The 20,421-nt window shown below is 45.6% G+C and carries 25 protein-coding genes; 9 read left to right on the top strand and 16 right to left on the bottom strand.

Translation table 11 applies throughout. The features are described 5' to 3' along the window. Nucleotides 1-4: 4 nt before the first annotated feature. The 3 genes from HFU86_RS17705 to ubiU form a co-directional block, all read right to left on the bottom strand. Nucleotides 5-415, bottom strand: a complete 411-nt coding sequence (locus HFU86_RS17705) for a PAAR domain-containing protein (protein ID WP_187129767.1) — start codon at nucleotides 413-415, stop codon at nucleotides 5-7. 129 nt (nucleotides 416-544) lie between these two features. Continuing rightward, nucleotides 545-1,420, bottom strand: coding sequence for a U32 family peptidase (locus HFU86_RS17700; RefSeq protein WP_187129766.1), 876 nt, complete (start codon nucleotides 1,418-1,420; stop codon nucleotides 545-547). A 42-nt stretch (nucleotides 1,421-1,462) separates the two neighbouring features. Continuing rightward, nucleotides 1,463-2,458: a ubiquinone anaerobic biosynthesis protein UbiU gene (gene ubiU, locus HFU86_RS17695; RefSeq protein ID WP_187129765.1), complete on the bottom strand. Its 996-nt coding sequence runs from the start codon at nucleotides 2,456-2,458 to the stop codon at nucleotides 1,463-1,465. A gap of 380 nt (nucleotides 2,459-2,838) precedes the next feature. On the opposite strand from ubiU, the gene ubiT reads away from it, so the two are divergent. Next, the gene (ubiT, locus tag HFU86_RS17690) at nucleotides 2,839-3,363 is read left to right on the top strand and encodes a ubiquinone anaerobic biosynthesis accessory factor UbiT (protein ID WP_132496375.1); all 525 of its coding nucleotides are present in this window, start codon (nucleotides 2,839-2,841) and stop codon (nucleotides 3,361-3,363) included. After that, entirely contained in the window at nucleotides 3,357-3,860 is a 504-nt protein-coding gene (locus HFU86_RS17685) for a GNAT family N-acetyltransferase (RefSeq protein WP_036949091.1), read from the top strand. Before ubiT ends, HFU86_RS17685 begins: the two co-directional genes overlap by 7 nt. On the opposite strand, the gene HFU86_RS17680 is transcribed toward HFU86_RS17685, so the two are convergent. Next, nucleotides 3,833-4,141: a GIY-YIG nuclease family protein gene (locus HFU86_RS17680; RefSeq protein WP_154628810.1), complete on the bottom strand. Its 309-nt coding sequence runs from the start codon at nucleotides 4,139-4,141 to the stop codon at nucleotides 3,833-3,835. The two genes, HFU86_RS17685 and HFU86_RS17680, sit on opposite strands and share 28 nt — an antisense overlap. Before the next feature lie 300 nt (nucleotides 4,142-4,441). Here HFU86_RS17680 and bhsA point away from each other — a divergent pair, with 300 nt between their 5' ends. Further along, nucleotides 4,442-4,693 carry a multiple stress resistance protein BhsA gene (gene bhsA, locus HFU86_RS17675; protein WP_036949095.1) on the top strand — a complete coding sequence of 84 codons (252 nt, stop codon included), beginning with the start codon at nucleotides 4,442-4,444 and terminating at the stop codon, nucleotides 4,691-4,693. A 322-nt stretch (nucleotides 4,694-5,015) separates the two neighbouring features. Continuing rightward, the gene (locus HFU86_RS17670) at nucleotides 5,016-5,453 is read left to right on the top strand and encodes a YhbP family protein (RefSeq protein ID WP_187129764.1); all 438 of its coding nucleotides are present in this window, start codon (nucleotides 5,016-5,018) and stop codon (nucleotides 5,451-5,453) included. A 12-nt stretch (nucleotides 5,454-5,465) separates the two neighbouring features. On the opposite strand, the gene nrdG is transcribed toward HFU86_RS17670, so the two are convergent. Together nrdG and nrdD are read right to left on the bottom strand one after the other, a co-directional pair. Then, nucleotides 5,466-5,930: an anaerobic ribonucleoside-triphosphate reductase-activating protein gene (gene nrdG / locus HFU86_RS17665; protein ID WP_108478831.1), complete on the bottom strand. Its 465-nt coding sequence runs from the start codon at nucleotides 5,928-5,930 to the stop codon at nucleotides 5,466-5,468. A gap of 15 nt (nucleotides 5,931-5,945) precedes the next feature. Beyond that, entirely contained in the window at nucleotides 5,946-8,084 is a 2,139-nt protein-coding gene (gene nrdD / locus HFU86_RS17660; RefSeq protein WP_187129763.1) for an anaerobic ribonucleoside-triphosphate reductase, read from the bottom strand. A gap of 328 nt (nucleotides 8,085-8,412) precedes the next feature. Between nrdD and HFU86_RS17655 the strand changes: the two genes are divergently transcribed. Beyond that, on the top strand, nucleotides 8,413-9,321 hold the full coding sequence (locus HFU86_RS17655; RefSeq protein WP_132496377.1) for a LysR family transcriptional regulator: 909 nt from the start codon (nucleotides 8,413-8,415) through the stop codon (nucleotides 9,319-9,321). Here the strand turns inward: HFU86_RS17655 and HFU86_RS17650 are convergent. From HFU86_RS17650 to HFU86_RS20230, 5 genes are all read right to left on the bottom strand, one after another. Further along, on the bottom strand, nucleotides 9,314-10,495 hold the full coding sequence (locus HFU86_RS17650; RefSeq protein WP_187129762.1) for an MFS transporter: 1,182 nt from the start codon (nucleotides 10,493-10,495) through the stop codon (nucleotides 9,314-9,316). The genes HFU86_RS17655 and HFU86_RS17650 overlap by 8 nt on opposite strands. A gap of 240 nt (nucleotides 10,496-10,735) precedes the next feature. Then, a complete protein-coding gene (gene ridA / locus HFU86_RS17645) occupies nucleotides 10,736-11,122 on the bottom strand; it encodes a 2-iminobutanoate/2-iminopropanoate deaminase (protein WP_036949109.1) in 387 nt (128 codons plus the stop codon). Between the two features lie 92 nt (nucleotides 11,123-11,214). Further along, complete coding sequence (pyrI, locus tag HFU86_RS17640; protein ID WP_036949112.1) at nucleotides 11,215-11,679, bottom strand: aspartate carbamoyltransferase regulatory subunit; 465 nt, start codon at nucleotides 11,677-11,679, stop codon at nucleotides 11,215-11,217. A 10-nt stretch (nucleotides 11,680-11,689) separates the two neighbouring features. Then, nucleotides 11,690-12,625 carry an aspartate carbamoyltransferase gene (pyrB, locus tag HFU86_RS17635; protein ID WP_108478836.1) on the bottom strand — a complete coding sequence of 312 codons (936 nt, stop codon included), beginning with the start codon at nucleotides 12,623-12,625 and terminating at the stop codon, nucleotides 11,690-11,692. A gap of 15 nt (nucleotides 12,626-12,640) precedes the next feature. Next, a complete protein-coding gene (locus HFU86_RS20230; protein WP_187129894.1) occupies nucleotides 12,641-12,790 on the bottom strand; it encodes a hypothetical protein in 150 nt (49 codons plus the stop codon). 163 nt (nucleotides 12,791-12,953) lie between these two features. On the opposite strand from HFU86_RS20230, the gene vapB reads away from it, so the two are divergent. Together vapB and HFU86_RS17620 are read left to right on the top strand one after the other, a co-directional pair. Further along, complete coding sequence (gene vapB, locus HFU86_RS17625) at nucleotides 12,954-13,187, top strand: type II toxin-antitoxin system VapB family antitoxin (protein WP_036949116.1); 234 nt, start codon at nucleotides 12,954-12,956, stop codon at nucleotides 13,185-13,187. Further along, nucleotides 13,184-13,603, top strand: coding sequence for a PIN domain-containing protein (locus HFU86_RS17620; protein WP_187129761.1), 420 nt, complete (start codon nucleotides 13,184-13,186; stop codon nucleotides 13,601-13,603). The genes vapB and HFU86_RS17620 overlap by 4 nt, the downstream gene beginning before the upstream one ends. An 89-nt stretch (nucleotides 13,604-13,692) precedes the next feature. On the opposite strand, the gene phnV is transcribed toward HFU86_RS17620, so the two are convergent. From phnV to phnR, 5 genes are all read right to left on the bottom strand, one after another. After that, complete coding sequence (phnV, locus tag HFU86_RS17615; protein WP_187129760.1) at nucleotides 13,693-14,490, bottom strand: 2-aminoethylphosphonate ABC transport system, membrane component PhnV; 798 nt, start codon at nucleotides 14,488-14,490, stop codon at nucleotides 13,693-13,695. Between the two features lie 2 nt (nucleotides 14,491-14,492). After that, nucleotides 14,493-15,353, bottom strand: coding sequence for a 2-aminoethylphosphonate ABC transporter permease subunit (phnU, locus tag HFU86_RS17610; protein ID WP_187129759.1), 861 nt, complete (start codon nucleotides 15,351-15,353; stop codon nucleotides 14,493-14,495). Between the two features lies 1 nt (nucleotide 15,354). Next, the gene (phnT, locus tag HFU86_RS17605; protein ID WP_187129758.1) at nucleotides 15,355-16,464 is read right to left on the bottom strand and encodes a 2-aminoethylphosphonate ABC transport system ATP-binding subunit PhnT; all 1,110 of its coding nucleotides are present in this window, start codon (nucleotides 16,462-16,464) and stop codon (nucleotides 15,355-15,357) included. A gap of 7 nt (nucleotides 16,465-16,471) precedes the next feature. Then, a complete protein-coding gene (gene phnS, locus HFU86_RS17600; RefSeq protein ID WP_187129889.1) occupies nucleotides 16,472-17,485 on the bottom strand; it encodes a 2-aminoethylphosphonate ABC transporter substrate-binding protein in 1,014 nt (337 codons plus the stop codon). Between the two features lie 135 nt (nucleotides 17,486-17,620). Beyond that, entirely contained in the window at nucleotides 17,621-18,328 is a 708-nt protein-coding gene (phnR, locus tag HFU86_RS17595; protein ID WP_108478840.1) for a phosphonate utilization transcriptional regulator PhnR, read from the bottom strand. A 150-nt stretch (nucleotides 18,329-18,478) separates the two neighbouring features. Here phnR and phnW point away from each other — a divergent pair, with 150 nt between their 5' ends. Both phnW and phnX read left to right on the top strand, forming a co-directional pair. After that, nucleotides 18,479-19,588 carry a 2-aminoethylphosphonate--pyruvate transaminase gene (phnW, locus tag HFU86_RS17590; protein ID WP_187129757.1) on the top strand — a complete coding sequence of 370 codons (1,110 nt, stop codon included), beginning with the start codon at nucleotides 18,479-18,481 and terminating at the stop codon, nucleotides 19,586-19,588. Nucleotides 19,589-19,590: 2 nt separating this feature from the next. Further along, nucleotides 19,591-20,400: a phosphonoacetaldehyde hydrolase gene (gene phnX, locus HFU86_RS17585; protein ID WP_132496383.1), complete on the top strand. Its 810-nt coding sequence runs from the start codon at nucleotides 19,591-19,593 to the stop codon at nucleotides 20,398-20,400. Nucleotides 20,401-20,421 lie beyond the last annotated feature (21 nt).

Raw genomic sequence — 20,421 nt, 5'->3', positions numbered from 1 at the left:
ATCATCATCCTTCTCGAACGACAAGCATTTGGCCTGATTCGGCCGCTTTCATTAAGCAACTAATACAGATTTTTTTGGTAACAATGGAAGGGGGAATTGATGGTGATACCGAGGAAATAGCGCTACTTTTATCGCTATATTCATCACTATAACAGTCTTGAATTGAATTAATAAAACGAGCTCGGCAGGGGCATGAACTGATGCTTTCAAGTGTTCCCGCGACTTTCCGCCCTTCATCCCAAACACTTTGGCAGCCGCCAATAATATAAAATCGCCCAGAGTGTTTACCGCAGCTAACAAGATCCCCTTCTCTAGCACCGGCTACACCGTACCAAGAGAGTGTAGGATCACCGCTAAGAATTTGACCTCCGCAGGTTGTTCGGTCACCCACCCGCAAAAAATATCCTATTGCCATAATCAGTCCTCATCCTTAATGGAGGACTGATTATTTTATACTTAACTTAAATTTTCAATGGTGAACTTAAATTTAACTTAAAGAATAAGACTAATCACAGATCATCGAGTCAAAATAGACAAAAGCCCATCACGCTTCTAGGGTCAATCCGGCAATATTACGCCAATAGCCATTACAGCTTTGGTCGGGAATGCTCAGTGGGGACTGCCCGTATTGGTTGGCTTTAAATTGCCTAATCACATTGAGAGACTCAAGGCTTTCAGGGGAAACCCGCACAATATCCACCAAATCCTGCATGGACGAAATATCGTTGCCTAAGTTATAGCAGTAGCCGCTCAGGGTTTGGATGCCATTAAGTGTGAATACTTGTTGCTGCTCCTGTGACATCACTTTGCGCCCTTGCGGGTAATTAATGCAGCAGGTTTCGCACTCATCTTTTTGGCGGTTTTCCGAACGAGCGGTAAAACAGCGGGCAGAATAAGCCAGTGGTAGGTGACCGTAGCTGAAAACTTCCACTTCAAACTTATCGCGAATACCTAGCTCTTCACATTGATTGAGTAAATTCACCAGCCAGTCACGGGAAAGTTCAACGGGCATACACCAGCGCATCATGCCTTGGCGTAGCAAAATATTCAGTGAGGGGGCGTTATAACAGTTAAGCCCATGACCTGCCACAAAAGGCAATTTGCGTTCAGCCAGCATATTAACGACACCAAAATCGTGCGCTTCAATTAGAAACTCGCCATTATCGACTAACTTACTGATTTCTTTCAGCTCAGAGGGAGCTTGTAGCAGGGCTAGAGTGCTGAGAATAATCTGTTTACCGCTTCCTGCTAGCTGCTTAGCAAGCTCAATCCAGTCATTGGGTTTCATATCACGGCGCTTGCTACATACCGTTTCCCCGAGATAAATAATATCCGCGTCGCTGTCTGCTGCCTGCTGATAAAAATCCTGTAAGGTTGATGTTGGCCAGTAGTACAGTACTGAGCCTAATGCATATTTCATTATGTTACCCATTAATCCATGCTGATGAATGATGTACGCCAGTTATTGCCATTTACGGTGATACGCACCAAGGGTGGTTTGGCTACCTTCAGAAAGGTCACCGAGGGCTTTGAGCCATCTAGGATCCGTCACAAAACCGTCTGGATTGGATTTATAGCGATTGATTGCCTGACGCCAAATCTTGGTCACTTGGGTGACATAGGCAGGGCTGCGCTGACGACCTTCAATTTTTACCGAGGCGATATTGGCGCTCATGAGTTCTGGGAGTAACTCAATGGTATTGAGGCTGGTGGGCTCTTCAAGTACATGATATTTCTGCTCATCCACCACATAGCGCCCTTTACACAACGTTGGATAACCGGCATTTTCATTTTTTTTGTAGCTGTCGATTAGCACATCATTCAGCCGTGATTCCATGCCATTTTCAGTGTGTTGCCAGCGAACAAAACGTGCAGGAGAGCAAGCACCGACGGTATTCGGGGATTCTCCCGTTAAGTAGGAAGAAAGATAACAGCGACCTTCAGCCATAATGCACAGGCTACCAAAAGCAAACACTTCCAGCGGTACAGGACTGGTTTTGGCGAGTTGTTTAACTTGGTGAATGGATAACACGCGAGGGAGCACCACGCGATGTACCTGAAAGTTACGCTGATAGAAACGAATGGCTTCTGTGTTTGTCGCGGAAGCTTGCACAGAAACATGGCGCTCAATATGCGGGTATTTATTGGCGGCGTACTCTAACATAGCAATGTCGGCGAGGATCAGGGCATCGGCTCCTAGGTCAGCCGCTAAATCAACAGAGTTCTGCCAGCGTTGATAACCATCAGGATGAGCGAAGGTGTTTATCGCAATATGCAATTTACGTTTACGCTGGTGGATATAACGCTCTGCTTCATGCAGATTTTTTTCCGTAAAATTCAAACCTGCAAAATGACGCGCGTTAGTATCATTTTTGAGTCCGATGTACACCGCATCGGCACCATTATCAACAGCCGCTTTTAAGGCAGGTAAATTCCCCGCAGGGCAGAGTAATTCCATTGGCTTTTTCTCTGTATAAAAATTTAGCAATTGGTCATTCTAGACAAGGGGTCTGGTAGAGGTTTTGATTTAGCGCAGAGAAGCTTGGAATGTTGTAGGCGAGATAGTTATTTCGTGACTATTATAAAAGTGTAGAGATTATTGGAAATAAATATTGGCGAGATGGATAAAGATTGATATAGGATCGGTATCATCACGTTATTTTTTGGCAAAATATGTCCTTATATCGGATAAATAACGATATATCTCTGGCTATCTTTACATCTACACATCAATGTTATCTATAATCGTTGTTATTATAGGTATTAAAATTGTCCAAGCGGCTGCTTTAACCAGTAGTTATGCGTGGTGGACAGATAATTGATACGGGAGTTAGTACTGTGTTTGGTAAAATTCGTTCTCAACTGATCACTCAAGGCCCTTCATTTTTGAAGTTTCCATTGAAAGTGACCCCATTTGTCGTACAGCGTCAAATACTCGAACAACTATTAAGTTGGCAGTTTCGTGAGTCTGTTAAAGAAGGCGAACTCGATTTTCTGGAAGGGAAATGGCTGAAAGTTGAGATCCGAGATTTAGAGCTTGTTTGGTTTATCAGCTTACAAGACGGTCAGCTGGTGGTACAAAAGCAGGCTGAACCGGATGTCAGTGTCAGCGGCAATGCCAATGATCTGGTATTGATCGCAGCCCGCAAAGAAGATCCCGATACGCTCTTTTTCCAACGTCGTTTGGTGATTGAAGGGGATACTGAATTAGGTTTGTATGTTAAAAACCTGATGGATGCCTTCGAAATTGAAAATATGCCTGCGCCTTTACGCTTTGGTCTATTACAGCTCGCTGATGTGATTAAAACGGTACAAGACAGTGAGGACGCAGAGCATAAAACGCCTGTGTTAACCTCATGCTGATACGTGTAGAAATCCCGGTTGATGCCATGGGTATCGACACGCTATTACGTGAAACCTTCCCAACTGAGGGTGAGGCAGATCTTGTTCAGCACCTGCGTGAAGATGGGTTATTGACCCTCGGTGTGGTGGCAACCAACGATGACGGCGAAGTTATTGGCTATGTCGGGTTTACCCCGGTTGATGTGAATGGTGAAGATGTTCAATGGGTAGGACTCGCCCCATTAGCCGTTAAAAAAGCCTATCAAGGCCAAGGTATCGCGGAAAAATTGGTTTATGAAGGGTTAGATAGCCTAAATGAATTTGGTTATGGGGCTGTCGTTGTTCTCGGTGATGAGGGTTATTACGGGCGTTTTGGTTTCGAACCCGCTTCCAACCACGAATTACGTTGCCAATGGCCAAGTCTACAAAAACATTTTCTTGTCTATGGACTCGAAAATGGCGCCATTGACCAGCATAAAGGCGAAGTCACTTACTCATCGCATTTTGACAATGTGTAAGCCGCTAAATAATGCTGTAAATCATCAGGCTGGTCAGTGACCAGCCTTTCTTTTGCCTGCTTACTCAATTGCTTAACTCGATACTCTAATTGAGATGCTTCAGAACGATCCCCCGCAGTACAATGAAAAACGAGGGTCAAAGGCGCTTTACCTTTTAGTGCCTTGGCGCCAGTTCCCGCTTCATGCTGTTGAAAACGCCGCTGAACATCGGTGGTGATCCCACAATATAACGCGTTATTTTTCTGCCGAATTAAGTAAAGAGACCAATTTTGCTGTGTCATTTTGCTTTTCTTGTCACTGAATTTAGCATTCTGTGCTGATTTATAAGGATAATTTAGTTGGCTTCCAGCGAATTTTCTCGCGGATCATAAAGTTTATAACATACTAAATTATAAATAAAAAATGATATAAACCTGTCACAAATTTGTAACCTCAATATAGGTTATTGTTCAATTAATTTGAATAACTATAGCAAAATTAGCTAATTTTCATCTCCGAATAAAGGGCATAGTATGATCCATATCACAGGGAAACATGAAAAAACCCCTGTAAATATCAAACATACAATGAGGAAGTTTACCATGAAAAAATCAACATTATTTGCTGCTGCTTTAGCTTTAGGTGCTGTATCATTTGGTTCAATGGCGGCTGAAGAAGTTAGACAAGCTAGCGAGCCAGCAGTAGGTTATGTGTCTGTAAGTGGTGCTGCAAGTGTAAATGACCTGACTGCACAATTAGCCAAAAAAGCTGATGAAGCTGGCGCAAAATCTTTCCGCGTGATTTCTGCAAGCGGTGAGAATGAGATGAGTGGTACTGCAGCTATCTATAAATAATTTTACTCGTCATACTTCGAGCCGCAGCGTTGTTGGCTGCGTTCACTCCCACTAGTCACATACTAGTGTATGCTCCTAGCGACTCGTTCGCTTGCCGCCTAGCTGCAACTCGAATTATTTAGAGTAAAAGCGAGAGGGATTAGAGGGGAAGTATTAGTAACTTCGAATGCTAGCATTGTTGATATAGAACCTTATGTTAGGTGCAATTCGAATGAGTAAGTTATAGTAGTGCGAACTAAGTACAGATAACGTTCAGAACAGCTTAAGCACGCCCAGCCATTTTTATGGGCGTGTTCTGAACGGTCTAACATGGACATTCGCAATGACACCCGAAAACACCTTACAACACATCCAGCGCTATATTGCTCGCCAACACGTTTTTTCTCTGTTTACCTCTCACCAAGATGATATTTGGGCTGCCAGTTGCTACTACGCCTTTGACCGCCAAAATATGCGTTTAATTTTCATGACATCCCCCGATTCGCAGCACGGTCAATTAATGCAGGAAAACCCTCGTGTGGCAGGGACTATCTCTGCACAAACTAAGCAAGTGGGTAAAATTCAAGGTATTCAATTTGTGGGAGAAATTCGCCAATTTGACGGTGAAGAGTCGGATGTGCAGAAAGCATTTTATTGCCAGAGATTTCCAGTCGCCCTAGAGGCAAAGCTGCCGATTTGGCAGCTCCAATTACAGACGGTGAAAATGGTGGATAATACGCTGGGGTTTGGTACCAAATTACATTGGTTGCGTGAAGCTTAGGTCGGGTGAAGCTTAACGCAGTCGATGAATAACTTGGTTACTGCTACCGCGCCATAGCAGTGCGGGATCGTACAGTGTCTGTTCGAACTTTCCATCAATCAACGTATTGATCAAACTCACCACTTTTTGCTGTTCTAGTGTCAATTCATCCAATTTATAGCCTGTCCACATCCAGATATCCTTATCTGGACAGACGGCTTTTACTCGCTTCACTAACGCTAAAATGGCAGGCAAGTTGGCAGGGTGCAAAGGATCCCCCCCTGAGAGGGAGAGCCCTTGTCGGCGAATACGCGTATCCTGCAAATCTTGGATAATTTGGTCTTCCATCTCTTGGGTAAAAGGAATACCGGAATCCACGCGCCATGTGCTTTGGTTATAGCAGCCTCGGCACTGATGAACGCAGCCCGAAACAAATAATGTGCAGCGGGTACCGGGTCCATTAACCACATCCACAGGATAATATTGGTGATAATTCATGGTATTTATCCGCCGTTAACCGAGCTGTCCATTACCCAAGTGCTTGATACGACGCTTTACTTCCTCTTGCTTACCCGCATTAAACGGTCGGGCATCTGGGCTACCTAAATAGCCACAGACACGGCGGATCACGGAAACGCGGTTAGTATCGTGGTTGCCACAAGCTGGGCAGGTAAAGCCTTTGCTGGTACAGGAAAATTCACCGGAAAAACCGCAGTCATAGCATTCGTCGATTGGCGTGTTGGTACCGTAATAAGGAACATGCTGATAGCTGTAATCCCAGACATCTTCGAGGGCTTTGAGGTTGTGCTGTAAGTTCGGGTATTCGCCGTAACAGATAAAACCACCATTGGCGAGCGCCGGGTACGGCTGTTCAAAATCGATTTTATCGTAAGGATTAACCTGTTTTTCCACATCTAAGTGGAAGCTATTGGTGTAGTAGCCTTTGTCGGTTACACCGTCAATAACGCCAAATTCAGCGGTATCTAAGCGACAGAAACGGTCACACAGATTTTCGCTCGGCGTGCTGTATAAGCTGAAACCGTAACCTGTTTGGGCTTTCCATTCGTCAGTGGCTTGGCGAAGACGATTGACAATAGCGACGGCTTTTTCGCGCAATTGCTCGCTGTCATACACATGAGTTTGCGTGCCAAATAAGGCATTGATGGTTTCGTGCAACCCAATGTAACCCAATGAAATTGAAGCGCGTCCATGTTTGAAAATTTCCGCTACGCTGTCATTGGCTTTTAAGCGAACGCCGCAGGCACCTTCCATATATAAGATAGGGGCTACTCGGGCTTTGACATTTTCTAAGCGCGCAATGCGGGTCATTAATGCTTTTTTAGCGATGGCTAAACGCTCATCGAGCAGCGCCCAAAATGCCTCTTCGCTACCTTGAGCTTCCAGCGCAATACGCGGTAAATTCAGGCTGATCACGCCGAGGTTATTTCGCCCATCGTGAATTTGTTTGCCATCTTCTTCATAGACACCTAAGAAACTGCGGCAGCCCATCGGTGTTTTAAAGGAGCCAGTGACATCAACCACGCGATCGTAGTTGAGGATGTCTGGATACATGCGTTTGCTGGCGCATTCTAAAGCTAACTGTTTGATATCGTAGTTAGGATCGCCGTATTTATGGTTCAGCCCATCTTTGATGGCAAACACGAGTTTTGGGAAAACCGCGGTTTTGCGGTTTTTACCCAGTCCAGCAATGCGGTTTTTGAGAATGGATTGTTGGATAAGTCGCGCTTCTTGGGATGTGCCTAACCCAAATCCAAAGGTGACGAAGGGGGTTTGCCCGTTCGCGGTATGCAGTGTATTCACTTCATACTCTAAGGATTGGAACGCATCGTAACACTCTTTTTCAGTGCGGCTTTGGGCGTAAGCTTCAGCGTCAGCAATTCCCCATTCTTTGGCTACTTTTAAATGCTTTTCATGACTAATAGCGACATAAGGCGCCAAAATTTCATCAATGCGGTTAATGGTGGTTCCGCCATAAATATGGCTAGCCACTTGGGCAATAATTTGTGCAGTAACGGCAGTGGCAGTAGAAATGGATTTTGGTGGCTCAATTTCCGCATTTCCCATCTTAAAGCCGTTGGTTAACATGCCATCAAGGTCGATAAGCATACAGTTAAACATCGGGAAGAAAGGGGCATAATCGAGGTCATGATAGTGAATTTCACCCTTTTCATGAGCAAGAACAACATCGCGTGGCAAAATATGCTGTTTGGCATAATGCTTAGCGACGATCCCGGCTAATAAATCACGCTGGGTTGGGATCACCTTACTGTCTTTGTTCGCATTTTCATTGAGTAAGGATAAGTTGCTTTGCTCAATTAGGCCGCGGATCTCGTGAGTAAGTTGGCTGCGTTTTTCGCGTTCGCTGTCTCTGTCATGGCGGTATTCAATATAGGCTCGAGCCAAATCCTTGTAAGGCCCTGACATGAGCTGGTCTTCGACAGCACCTTGGATCTCAGCGATATCCACTTTTTCGCGATTGCACAACTGCTCAGAGACAACCGTGGCAACTTGCAGACAATAATCATCATCTTTGACGTCCACAGCAGCGGCTGCACGTCGCACCGCTTCTTGAATGCGTGGGAGATCAAAATTGACCTGACAACCATCTCGTTTTATAACCACCGTTTTCACTGTCATACTCCTTATTTAATCCCTCACAGGACTGGCGATAGCGTCCATGATCCTTTATCAGTATGGGGCATCCCTGTGAAAGAAATGTGAATTTTTACTATATATAGTGCCTAGTGAATTAATTAAAGCACAATATGTAGGATATTGCCTTTTTTTAGATGACGGTAATTTGATTTAAAACAAAGAAAAAAATAATTTATATGAATATCAAACGGGCAGGAATTAATTAAATTTAGAGATTGATTTAAGGGTTTGGGAATTTGCTCTAGAATGAATCAATTGAAAAAAAAGCGGCAGGCTAGCAGTTGATGAGGTTAAAAAGCGCATTATGATCCCCATCCATTCACTCACCGGTATTACTGCATTTGTGGCGACGGTTCAATCAGGGAGTTTTACGGAAGCGGCAGAGCGTTTAGGGATCACCAAATCCGCCGTCGGCAAGCGTGTCACTAAGCTCGAAGAACATTTGGGTATTAGCCTATTAATCCGAACCACGCGGGGAATTTCGCTCACGACGGAAGGGGAACGCTACTTTCACGAATGTTCAGCTGCGCTGGATTTATTAGATAAAGCGGGTCAGCAGCTCCAAGAGAATACCCATACCTTGATGGGTAAGCTGCGCCTAGATCTTCCTGCCGCATTTGGGCGTAAATGCATTATGCCTATTTTGATGCAACTGATGGATGAGCAGCCCCAATTGATGTTGAGCGTTTCGTTTAATGAGCAGTTTGTGGATGCCCTTGAGGAAGGTTTGGATTTGATGGTGCGTATTGGTCCTTTACCCGACAGCGCTCACCTTGTGGCTCGTCAGTTAACCACACAAAACCAAGTCCTATGTGCATCGCCAAAGTATCTTGAAAAATACGGGGCGCCTCAGCATCTTCAAGAGCTGGAGAATCATCGCTGCATTGTGGGGATCCGACAAGGAGCACCTTTCTATTGGCGCTTATGTGAAGAAGGAACCGTCATCCAGTATGCTCCACGCCCTTTTTATGAACTCGCTGATGGCGATGCGATGCTCCAAGCGGTGCTTCAAGGAAAAGGGATTGCTCAGTTACCATTGTGGTTGGTCGATGATTATCTGAAAAACCAGCAATTACAGCGTATTTTGCCAGAGTCTGAAGGCTATGAAACACCGATTAATCTGCTGTGGCCAAAAGGGCGTAGTATGCCGCCAAAAACACGCTATGTGATTGATATGTTGCTTAAGGCGGCAAAAGAAGGGCAATTTAATTAAGGGAATGGCAAGCGAGTGCTGGCGCCGAATGGGTTAGCTTCACTTTTACCCAAATGCTGATTAATGCCATGACAGAAAACGCAATTCCCACCCAAATAATGGCAGCAACCCCTGCATATAAAATCGCCCAGCCTCCAATCATAGTGCCAATGGTAATCCCTAAATTTGAGAATGAAATATACAGGCTATTGGCAAACTCAGGGGCTGAATTGGCTTCTTTCATTAACCAACTTTGGCTGATGATTAAACCGGATGTATGGAAAGCCCCCCATAAAATCACCAACGCCACCATCACTATCGGCTGATGCCCAAAGAGCCAAACCGCGAAATAAATCACTCCGAATAACACGGGATAACGCAAAGTGGTCGTAATTTGGCTGCGCTGTAGAAAGTGGCTAAAAATAAAGTTACCGATATACCCGCTGACGCCGAACACCACCAATAGTGTGCTGGTCGCATTGTTCGAAAATCCGGTGATTTTGATCAGATAATCGGCGATATAACTGAAGCTCGCGAACATCGCGCTGAAAATCAGTGTCACCGTCAATATGCATAACCAAACAGGCAAACGTTTTAAAATCGCCACTTGTTCACGGACTTTCAGCGGTGTGGTGACGGGAGTAGACGGCACATGAATGGCGATCCCCATAAATGCTAGCAAACTGGTTAACGCGCCAAACCAAAAGGCGGCAGTCAGGGAAAAGGCTTCTGCAATAAAGGCACTGAGGGGTAATCCCAAAACCATCCCCACCGCAACACCGGAAAACACAATGGCCACGCCCTTGGCAGATTTTTCGGGCGGCATGGCATTGGCTGCAAGGTTTAGGGCGATGGCAAAAAAGACCGCATGGGTCAGTGCGGGTAAAACTCTAAACACCAAAATCATATGATAGTTTTCGGTGAGGGCATAAATGCTATTGGAGATAATAAATAGCATCATGATGACCAACAGAACGGTTTTGCGATTAAAACGCCCTAGCAATAGCGTGATAAAAGGTCCTGAAATGGCAACGACCACTGCGTAGATACTGACGAGAAAACCAACTTGTGGTGCTGTGATATGAAGCTGCTGAGTTAATTGTGGCAATAAACCAATCACCGCCACTTCGGTCGTGATCACGCCAAACACAGCCAGTGACAGGCTGAGCAGTAATAAACGTATTTTATTTTGCATATAGGTATCCGCAGGGGCTAAATATAGTCCTGAATTGAATAAGTCATAAAGTGATGTTGCGGATATATCCCGAGGGTTATCGTGACAAAACAGCGAGAAAAAGAGAAGGGCACTTTGGGATACAGAGAATAGCCTAAAAGCGGGTTGCTATTTTTAGTTGAGCAGTTTTATATGATGAAAAAAAGCCTGCTGACAATGGGTTAGCAGGCTATCAGACTGACAATCTGAAACTGAATAAAACTATTTACGTACTGCGATAGCTTCGATTTCGATTTTCACATCTTTTGGCAGACGCGCAACTTCAACGCAAGAACGCGCAGGGAATGGCGCATTATGTTGTTTGAAAAACTCTTCGTAAGTGGCGTTAACGGTACCGAAATCATTTAAATCTTTCACAAAAACGGTCGTTTTTACGATGTTGGCAACGCCCAGACCTGCTTTTTCTAAAATCGCTTTTACGTTCGCCAGTGATTGACGAGTTTGCGCTGCGATATCTTCAGGGACATTACCGGTTTTTGGATCAACAGGAATTTGACCTGAAGTCATAACCATACTGCCTAAATCGACGCCTTGAACGTAAGGACCAATAGCGGCTGGTGCATTTTCGGTGCTGATTTCGTATGACATAATTTCTCCGTTTATCACGTAAAAAAGGGTTTGGACGCTATTATAGACATGGAACGGCATCCACACAAAGACGCAGTCTACGCCTAAATACCTTACTGATTATTGATCACGGCGTCTCTATCGAACTCTTTTTCACAGAATTTGCAGGTTAATGCTACATGTTTCGCGCGTTTTTTAATGCGGAAACTGCTGGAAACGGGCTCATTATGGCTAATACAGTTGCTGTTTGGGCACACCAGAACGCTGTCGATTTGCTCGGGTAATTTTAGATCTAATTTTTCCACTACTTGATAATCTTCGATACGATTAACGGTGGCTTCCGGCGCATACATCGCTAATTGGTTCGCTTGCTCTGGGGTTAAAAAAGTATTTTCGATTTTGATAATGTCTTTTTTGCCCATATTGCTAGAAGGTAAATTCAGCCCGATAGTGATACGCTCATCGGTTTTGGTGAGCTTAAACAGCTTCAGTAATTTGAACCCAATTTGAGCAGGGATATGGTCGATGACAGTGCCGCAACGGATGGCTTCAACTTGTAATTTATGGTCGTGTGTCATGGTCTTCTCCTCAGATTGCCAGTTCTTTATTTAATACCAGAGACAGTAGCGCTTGGCGCGCGTAGATCCCATTCCCTGCTTGCTGGAAGTAATAAGCGTAAGGGGTGCTATCGACATCCACGGTAATTTCATCGATACGCGGAAGCGGGTGCAGCACTTTTAAATTATCTTTGGCACTGTGTAGGTCTTGGGCGCGTAAAATAAATTGTGCTTTAACGTTGGCATATTCTGATGGGTCTAAACGCTCTTTTTGGACGCGAGTCATATACAGAATATCCACTTCAGGGATTACTTCATCGACATTGTTATGCAGGCTGTAAGTCGCCCCTTTTTCATCCAGAATATTTAGGATATGAGCTGGCATCGACAACACTTCAGGGGAAATAAAGTAGAAGTGATTACCTTCAAACTTCGATAGCGCTTGAGTCAGTGAATGCACCGTTCTGCCATATTTCAGGTCACCGACCATCGCGATTTTCAGGTTCTCTAAGCGGCCTTGAGTTTCTTGGATAGTAAACAGGTCTAACAGGGTTTGGGTAGGGTGCTGGTTAGAGCCATCCCCTGCGTTGATAATCGGAACAGTGCCTGAGAACTGGCTGGCTAAACGCGCGGCACCTTCTTGTGGGTGGCGCATCACAATCGCATCAACATACTGGCTGATAACAGAAATAGTGTCTGCGAGAGTTTCGCCTTTCTTACCTAATGAGGTATTGGCGCTATCGGAGAAGCCGACGACAGATGCCCCTAAACGATGAATGGCGGTTTCGAATGACAGACGGGTACGCGTCGATGCTTCGAAGAAACAGCTAGCGATAACTTTATGCTTCAGAAACTCAGGTTGAGGTTGCTGCTTTAATGAGGCTGCCACTTTAAGGACTAATTCAAGGTCGGTTTTATCTAAATCGTTAATTGAGATTATGTCGCGGTGATATAACGGATTCGGCATCGTGATTCTCCTGTATCAGCAAGACTTGCTATCTAGTAGGCCAAAAAAAAGCCCCTCAATGAGGGGCTTTTTTATCAATACGGCGGGGAAAAACAGGCTGTCCTGACCGCGTGATGGCAGTGCGGTGTCGGTGTTCTCTTTCAAAAATAGAGTAGCAGCGTTCATGGTTTCTCCCGGCAAATTGTGGCGCATTATACGCGTGTGGCACAATGACGCAAGCGTTTGCTAACAGAAAAATGAAATTTTTTGTTTTTAGCATATGTTGACATATGTATGAGTGGGCATATACTCAACATATGTTTATTCTTTCGGCATTTAAGGAGGAATTATGGTAACTAAAATTGTTGCTGTATTTAAAAATGGTAATAATCGCGCAGTTCGTTTACCTAAAGATATTGATTTTGAAGGTGTAAATGAATTAGAGATTAGTCGTGAAGGGAATCGTATTATTCTTCGTCCAGTTAAACCTAATTGGCTATCACTAAGAGATGAAGATAAAGCAGACAAAGATTTCTTACTTGAACGTGAAGACGTGATTGAAGATGGAAGGATAGTTTTGTGACAAAACTCTACATGCTTGATACCAATATTTGCTCTTTCATTATGAGAGAGCAACCCATGTATCTACTACAGAAACTGCAAGATTGTGTTATACATCGACATTCTATTGTTATTTCTGCGATTACTTACTCAGAAATGCGCTTTGGTGCGATAGGTAAGAAAGCCTCGCCTAAGCATAATTTTTTAGTCGACGCATTTTGTGAGCGTCTTGATGGGATTCTCGCTTGGGATAAAGATGCGATTGATGCAACAACTGCAATTAAGAAAGCATTAACCGAAGCAGGAACGCCTATTGGAAATAATGACACTGCAATAGCCGGTCATGCATTAGCAACTAACTCTATATTGGTAACTAACAATACCCGAGAGTTTTCTCGAGTTTTGGGATTGAAACTAGAAGATTGGTTGCAGCCATAATTATTAAATTAGTGTTTAATTTATTGGATATAGCCATTACGTTTATAAAGCCCATTTAGGGCTTTGTTTTTATATTATCTTTTCGCTACTTACCTCTGCCCCAATCTCTTTGCCACTCTCTCCAATTTCATCATCAACAGCAGTGTGATCGCGACTAGAACGATGGTCAGTGCGGAGCCGTCGGCAATATTTCCGCGGTCGGTAAGGCTGAAAATTGATACCGGCAACGTCGCCCAGCCTGGAGGATACAACATCATGGTGGCGCCCAACTCTCCGAGGGACAAAGACAGGCTCAAGGCGACAGCGGAAATCATCCACGGCATCAATAGCGGTAGGGTGACATGGCACAGGCGATACCATGGGGATGCGCCTAAACTGAATGCCACATTCTCAATGTCTGCGGAAATGCGGGTTAACCCAGTAGAGACATTGCTGAAAGTGAACGCAGAAATCAGAACAAAATGGGCGGAAAAAACTATCCAAAAGGTGCCGTTCATCTGCAAATAGCCTTGGCTAAATGCCACTAAGATCCCCAATCCAATCGATACCGATGGAATGGCACTCGGTAAATAGAACGCGATACCCAGATATTTTTGTACTCTGGAGCTATGGTGGCGTAAGGCTAGGGCTGCCCACAGACCGCAAAACAGTGCAAACAGACTGGCGCAAAAGCCAATAATCAGGCTGGATAGAATTGCTTCCCATGCAGGTCCTTGAAACGCATTCACAAAATGTTCGAAGGTAAAACCGGAGGGTAAAATACCGTTCCATTGTCGGCTAAAGCTGGACATTAAAATCATCACTAATGGCAGCAAAAACAAGCAAGAAAACAGCGTGATGGCGATGGCGGTTGAAATGGCTCGCCCAGTTTTAGACCAAATTAACATGGTTATTTTTTCACTCCGAAACGGGTTGTTGCCATGCGATACAGGCTAAATAGCCCCACAGACAGCAGAATATTAATTAGCGCTATCATGCACGCGACGCTGTAATCAGATTCTAGAATCGCTTTGCTGTAGACCATCATCGGCAAGGTATTTACCCCTTTTGCCCCGATAAACAGCACGATGCCAAATTCGTTGGTGGTCAGCAGCAAACATAAGCTGCCACCTGCGAGTAATGCAGGAAGTGCCGCCGGAAAAATCACTTGGCTGATCACGCGGGCAGGGTGCGCCCCTAAAATGCTGGCGGCTTCTAACTGGCTTTTATCGATTTGGCGCAGTGCCGCCATAAGAGGGCGCATCACAAGCGGAGTAAAGACGGTGATCTCCGCCAAAATCACGCCATTAATCGAGTACAAAAAGTCCACAGGGGGCAATTCAAAATCAAACAGCGCTATTAATGTGCCATTAAGTAACCCCGCCGAACCATAAATAAAGGTAAACGCGAGAGTGATCAAAAAAGTCGGGAGTGCAATAAAGGTATCAATGACTTGGGTAATAAAATGGCTTCCGGGAAAAGGAATAAACACCAGAATCAGGGAGAGAACCGAGCCAAGTACTAAGCAACCTAGAGTGGCAAAAAAGGCAATTTGTAGTGTATTGAATAGCCCGCTAATAAACCGGCGAGATTCAATCACTTGCCAGAATGTTTCTAAGCTTACGCCGCCAGTGGGGCTTTGAATGGCTTGCTCACCAATCAGCATCAGTGGGTAAAAAAATAACGTCGCTAAAACGAGCAGCGGTGGCGCTACCCAATAAAACGGCTTTAGGTTTATGGATGATGGCTTAGACAGGTTGATAGCCGACATATTATTCCTCAATCAACACAGTATCGGAGGGAGAAAACCACAGCGTGAGTTTATCCCCTGCTTGTGGTAACGGAGATAAATGGGTAACAGCGACCGTCACCTTTTCCCCTGCAACATCACACAATAAATGGGTAATGTCCCCTTGCCAGCGGATAGACTGTAAGGTGGCGTGTAACTGGTTTGAGGTATCTGTTCGTGGGGTGAGGCTAATATGCTGCGGGCGAATACAAATTAATTTGTGGCTCTGAGCTTGCATCCCTTGGGTTTGCGCTTCAATGAGCGTGCCGCCACAGCTCACACTGACTTGGGCGGGTATGGAGGAAAAGCCTAAGGCAGTTGCCGACAGAATATTGGCACGACCTAAAAACTCGGCGGCAAAGCGGTTAGGTGGGCGATGGTATAGGTCATTTTTCTCCCCGTGAGCCACCAAATAGCCATCTTTCATGATGCCAATTTTATCCCCTAAGGCGAGCGCTTCAGTTTGGTCATGGGTGACGTACAAAATGGTCAGCTCAGGTAATTCGCGGTGCAGCCTTGCAATCTCTTCCACCATATTATGGCGAATTTGCGCATCGAGGGCAGATAGCGGCTCATCGAGTAAAAGTACTCGTGGGCGAACAGCTATAGCGCGGGCGATGGCAACACGCTGCTGCTGTCCACCGGATAACTGATGCGGGTAGCGGGAGGCATAGTCGCTCATACCGACAATGTTTAATGCCTCTGCCACGCGCTCTTTGATCAGCGCTTTAGGCTGTTTTTGGGCGCGTAAGCCAAAAGCAACATTATCTTCTACTTTCATATGGGGGAAGAGGGCGTAGTTTTGTACTACCATGCCCAGCCCCCGCTGATACGGGGGAAGGTGGGTGATGTCCGTATCACCCATTAAAATGCGTCCACTATCCGGTTGTGCAAAGCCTGCAATTGACCGTAACACGGTGGTTTTACCGGAGCCTGAAGGGCCAATCAACACCAGTATTTCGCCGGGTTCGATGGTCAGAGATAACGGCTTGAGTACCACATTGTTATGGTAAGAAACCCGCAGAGATTCCAGCACAATACCTGAATGGTCAGTGCGCTGGCTTGGTGTTTCTATCTTTCTTTTCATCAACATAACTCACTTATTCGCTTTCAGTCACTTTGTGCCAACGGGTAATATCGTTCGAAAGAGACACTTCTACATCGTCCCAATTCGGTTGCCATGTTTTGACGCCTTTGAGGATTTCAGTGGCTTTATGGAATTGCGGATCGTTTGGCGTCAAATCTGAGCGTACCGGCATTCCCCATGACAGTTCACTAACGTGGCTTTGGGCTTGTTTGTCTAACAGAAAGTTAATCAGCTTTTTGCCATTTTCAGTTTCAGGGCCGTTATTGACTAAGCCCACAACGTAAGGCAGAACCAGCGCGCTGCGTTCGCCTTTTTCATCGGCTGGCCAAAAGATTTTCACGTTCGGATTTCGTTCCATTTGAGAAAGGTTCATTTGCAAATCGCCGTTGGCGACGTACAGCTCGCCTTTGTTCACTAACGCGGTTAATTTCCCTGTTGAGGCGGATGGACCGACGTTGTTGGCTTGTAATTTACCGAGATAATCAAAACCGGCTTCTTTGCCACCGAAGCTATGGAACACTTGCAGCATGACGGCGGTACCATCTCCCGCTTGTCCCGGTGTGGAATATTGCAGTTTATTTTTAAAACGGGCGTCGAGGAGTTCATTCCACGTTGCTGGTGGAGCTTTGAGCAGTTTGTCGTTATAGATAAAGGTCAGGTAGTTATTCACGATGGGGGTGTAGTACTCCGTTGAGTTAGGAATACTTACCGCGGCATCCGGTGTGAATTTTGCCAGTAATTCGGTTTTAGCGGCACGTTGGATAAACGGGGGAACGGTGACGAGCACATCCGCTTGTGGGTTAGTGCGTTCTTTGGCTAAACGCTCAACGATAGCACCGGAGCCGCCTTCGACGTACTGCACTTTAATCCCTGTTTGCTGGGTAAAAGCATCAAACTGCGCTTGATACCAGCTGTTATTGCCATCATGAAGACCATCTGCGGAGTAAACCGTGACGACAGGGGCGGCAAAAACCGAGGTAGAGCTTAGGGCGGCAAGGAGCAATACGGCAAGAGGGGTAGGTTTCATTTTACGTTTCATCTCCAGATCTCCAGTTAGTCGTTAAAGTTATCTGGTATATACCAGTGTTTTTACGCTAACGGGTTTATGTGACAGAAAAATGAAATCTACCGAGAAAGCAAAAATTTATTTTTGAAGTGAAAGTTAGAGGGTATCGACCTCGATGCGTAGGCTATCATGACGCCAATATTCCACATCATAATCCAGAATTCGCCCGTGCTGATCGTAGTTTAAACGTTGCAATAGCAGGGCTGGGCGCCCGACTGCAACCCCTAATGCGCTGGCCGCCTGTGGTGGCATGGCAGTGGGATAAAACGATAAGTGCATGCTGGTGTAAATCAAATCATATTGCTGCTCATACACTTCGGTGAGGCTGCCATTCAGGTCATGGCTTAATAGCTCCGGTACACGAGCGGGAAGACAGTGGTTTTCGCTGTAGCAGACGGGGCGATCGTCCGCATAACGCAGGCGAGTGAGTAGGTAAATTTGTTCGAAAGGCTGTAGTTGCAGTGGCGTCATGGCATCGACGGGCACAGTGACCACTTTGCCCTCTAACAACTTGGTTTTAGGTTGACGGCCTTGCTCTAAACACAGCTTATGGAAGTTGGTATTTTGCGTTGGATCGAGCCATAAACGCTCGGGCGTCACAAACCAGCCACGGCGCTCGGAACGGTAAATAGCACCGCTGGATTCCAGTTGTGCCAAGCTTTCTCGAATAGTGACGCGGGTGGTATTGAAGATGGCACACAGTTCGCGCTCAGAGGGCAGTTTATCGCCACTTTTCAGCGCGCCGCTCTGAATTCTTGCTTGTAATTGAGCTTTGATAAGAAGGTACTGTGGCTGTTCATCCATCGATAATGTATCCGTTTTTTGTCGTAAAATTTTTTATTCATTATACACGCCAATATGAATTTTTTGTTGCAGGGCGTCTTTTCCTTTGACCTTCTTGTTCATCTGCCGTCATTATAATGCCAATCTGGTATAGACCAAGGGTGAATTTAAATGATAATGAATCAATATCTGCTGTTAACACCGGGACCTTTGACCACGTCGCAAACCGTGAAAGAGGCAATGCTGTTTGATAGCTGCACATGGGACGATGATTACAACTTAGGGGTAGTGCAACGTATTCGTCAGCAGCTAGTTGAATTAGCGACAACCCAAGCGGGGTATACCAGCGTGTTACTCCAAGGGAGTGGGAGCTACGCCGTGGAAGCGGTACTGGGCTCGGTACTCGCGCCACAAGATAAAATTTTGATTGTCAGCAATGGCGCTTATGGGGTGCGAATGGCTGAAATGGCGCAGTTAATGGGCATTTCACACCATGTTTATGATTGCGGTGAAGTGGCTAAGCCTGATGTGGCGGTAATTGAGCAGTTTCTACAGCAAGATAGCCAAATCAGCCATATTGCGATGGTGCACTGTGAAACCACCACCGGTATTTTAAACCCGATAGAGCAAGTGGCGGTATTAGCCAAGCGCTATCAAAAACGCTATATCGTGGATGCGATGAGCAGTTTCGGGGGGATCCCACTGGATGTGGGGGCACTGAATATTGATTTTCTGATCAGCTCGGCCAACAAATGTATCCAAGGGGTTCCGGGATTTGGGTTTGTGATAGCTCGAACCAGTGAACTGGAAAAATGTGCAGGACGCTCGCGTTCCTTATCCCTTGACCTATATGCACAATGGCGCTGTATGGAGCAATTTCATGGGAAATGGCGCTTTACCTCCCCAACACACACGGTGCTGGCTTTCGCTCAAGCACTGAAAGAGTTAGCCCAAGAAGGTGGCGTGAGCGCTCGTTTCCAGCGTTATCAGCAAAATCAGCGCAAACTGGTGGAAGGTATGCGCCAGTTAGGATTCCGCACATTATTAGACGATAGCCAACAATCGCCGATTATCACGGCATTTTATTCGCCAGATACCGAAGATTATCAATTCAACCAATTTTATCAGCAGCTCAAAGCCCAAGGGTTTGTGATCTATCCGGGGAAAGTCTCAAAGAGTGATTGTTTCCGTATTGGCAATATTGGGGAAGTGTACCCGCACAATATTGATGCGCTGTTGGTGGCAATTAAGAATGCGATGTATTGGAAAAATAAGGATTAATCATGAACCGTATTGAAGCTGTTATTTTGGATTGGGCAGGAACGACGGTGGATTTTGGCTCTTTTGCACCGACGCAAATTTTTATCGAAGCATTTAAAGTCGCGTTTGATATGGATATTACACTGGCACAAGCCCGCATCCCTATGGGGTTAGGAAAATGGCAACATATTGAAGCGTTGGGAAAATTACCAAAAATTGATGCCATGTGGCAGGCAAAGTTTGGACGCTCAATGACCAGCGAAGATATCGATGCTATCTACCAAACGTTTATGCCGTTACAGATTGCCAAAGTTGTCGATTTTGCAGCGCCAATCGACGGAGTTGTCAGCACGATTGCAACGCTGCGTGAGCAGAGGATCAAAATAGGTTCTTGTTCGGGTTATCCAAGAGCGGTGATGGAAAAGTTGGTTCCGGCAGCCGCGAAATTGGGTTATCAGCCCGATTATTGGATTGCCAGTGATGATCTCGCGGCTGGCGGACGTCCGGGGCCGTGGATGGCGCTGCAAAATGTGATTGAACTGTCGGTCAATTCCGTCTCCCATTGTGTGAAGGTGGATGATGCGGTGCCGGGAATTGAAGAGGGGCGAAATGCGGGAATGTGGAGCATTGGGCTCGCTATTTCGGGTAATGAATTCGGTAAAACATGGGATGAATATCAATGCATGAGCCAAGAAGAAATTTTCTCATTACGCCAGCAAGCTGCGGACAAACTGTATGCGGCTGGTGCGCATTATGTGATTGATACGTTAGCAGATCTTCCTCGTGTGATTGACGAAATCAACGTGAGATTGGCAAACGGTGAAAGACCGTAGCGAGACTTAAGTCTCCATTCA

The sequence above is a fragment of the Providencia sp. JUb39 genome (assembly GCF_012272845.1).
In the GTDB taxonomy this organism is placed as follows: domain Bacteria; phylum Pseudomonadota; class Gammaproteobacteria; order Enterobacterales; family Enterobacteriaceae; genus Providencia; species Providencia lanzhouensis.
The sequence above is the reverse complement of the archived record's forward strand: the minus strand, read 5'-3'. Positions and strand labels throughout refer to the sequence as shown.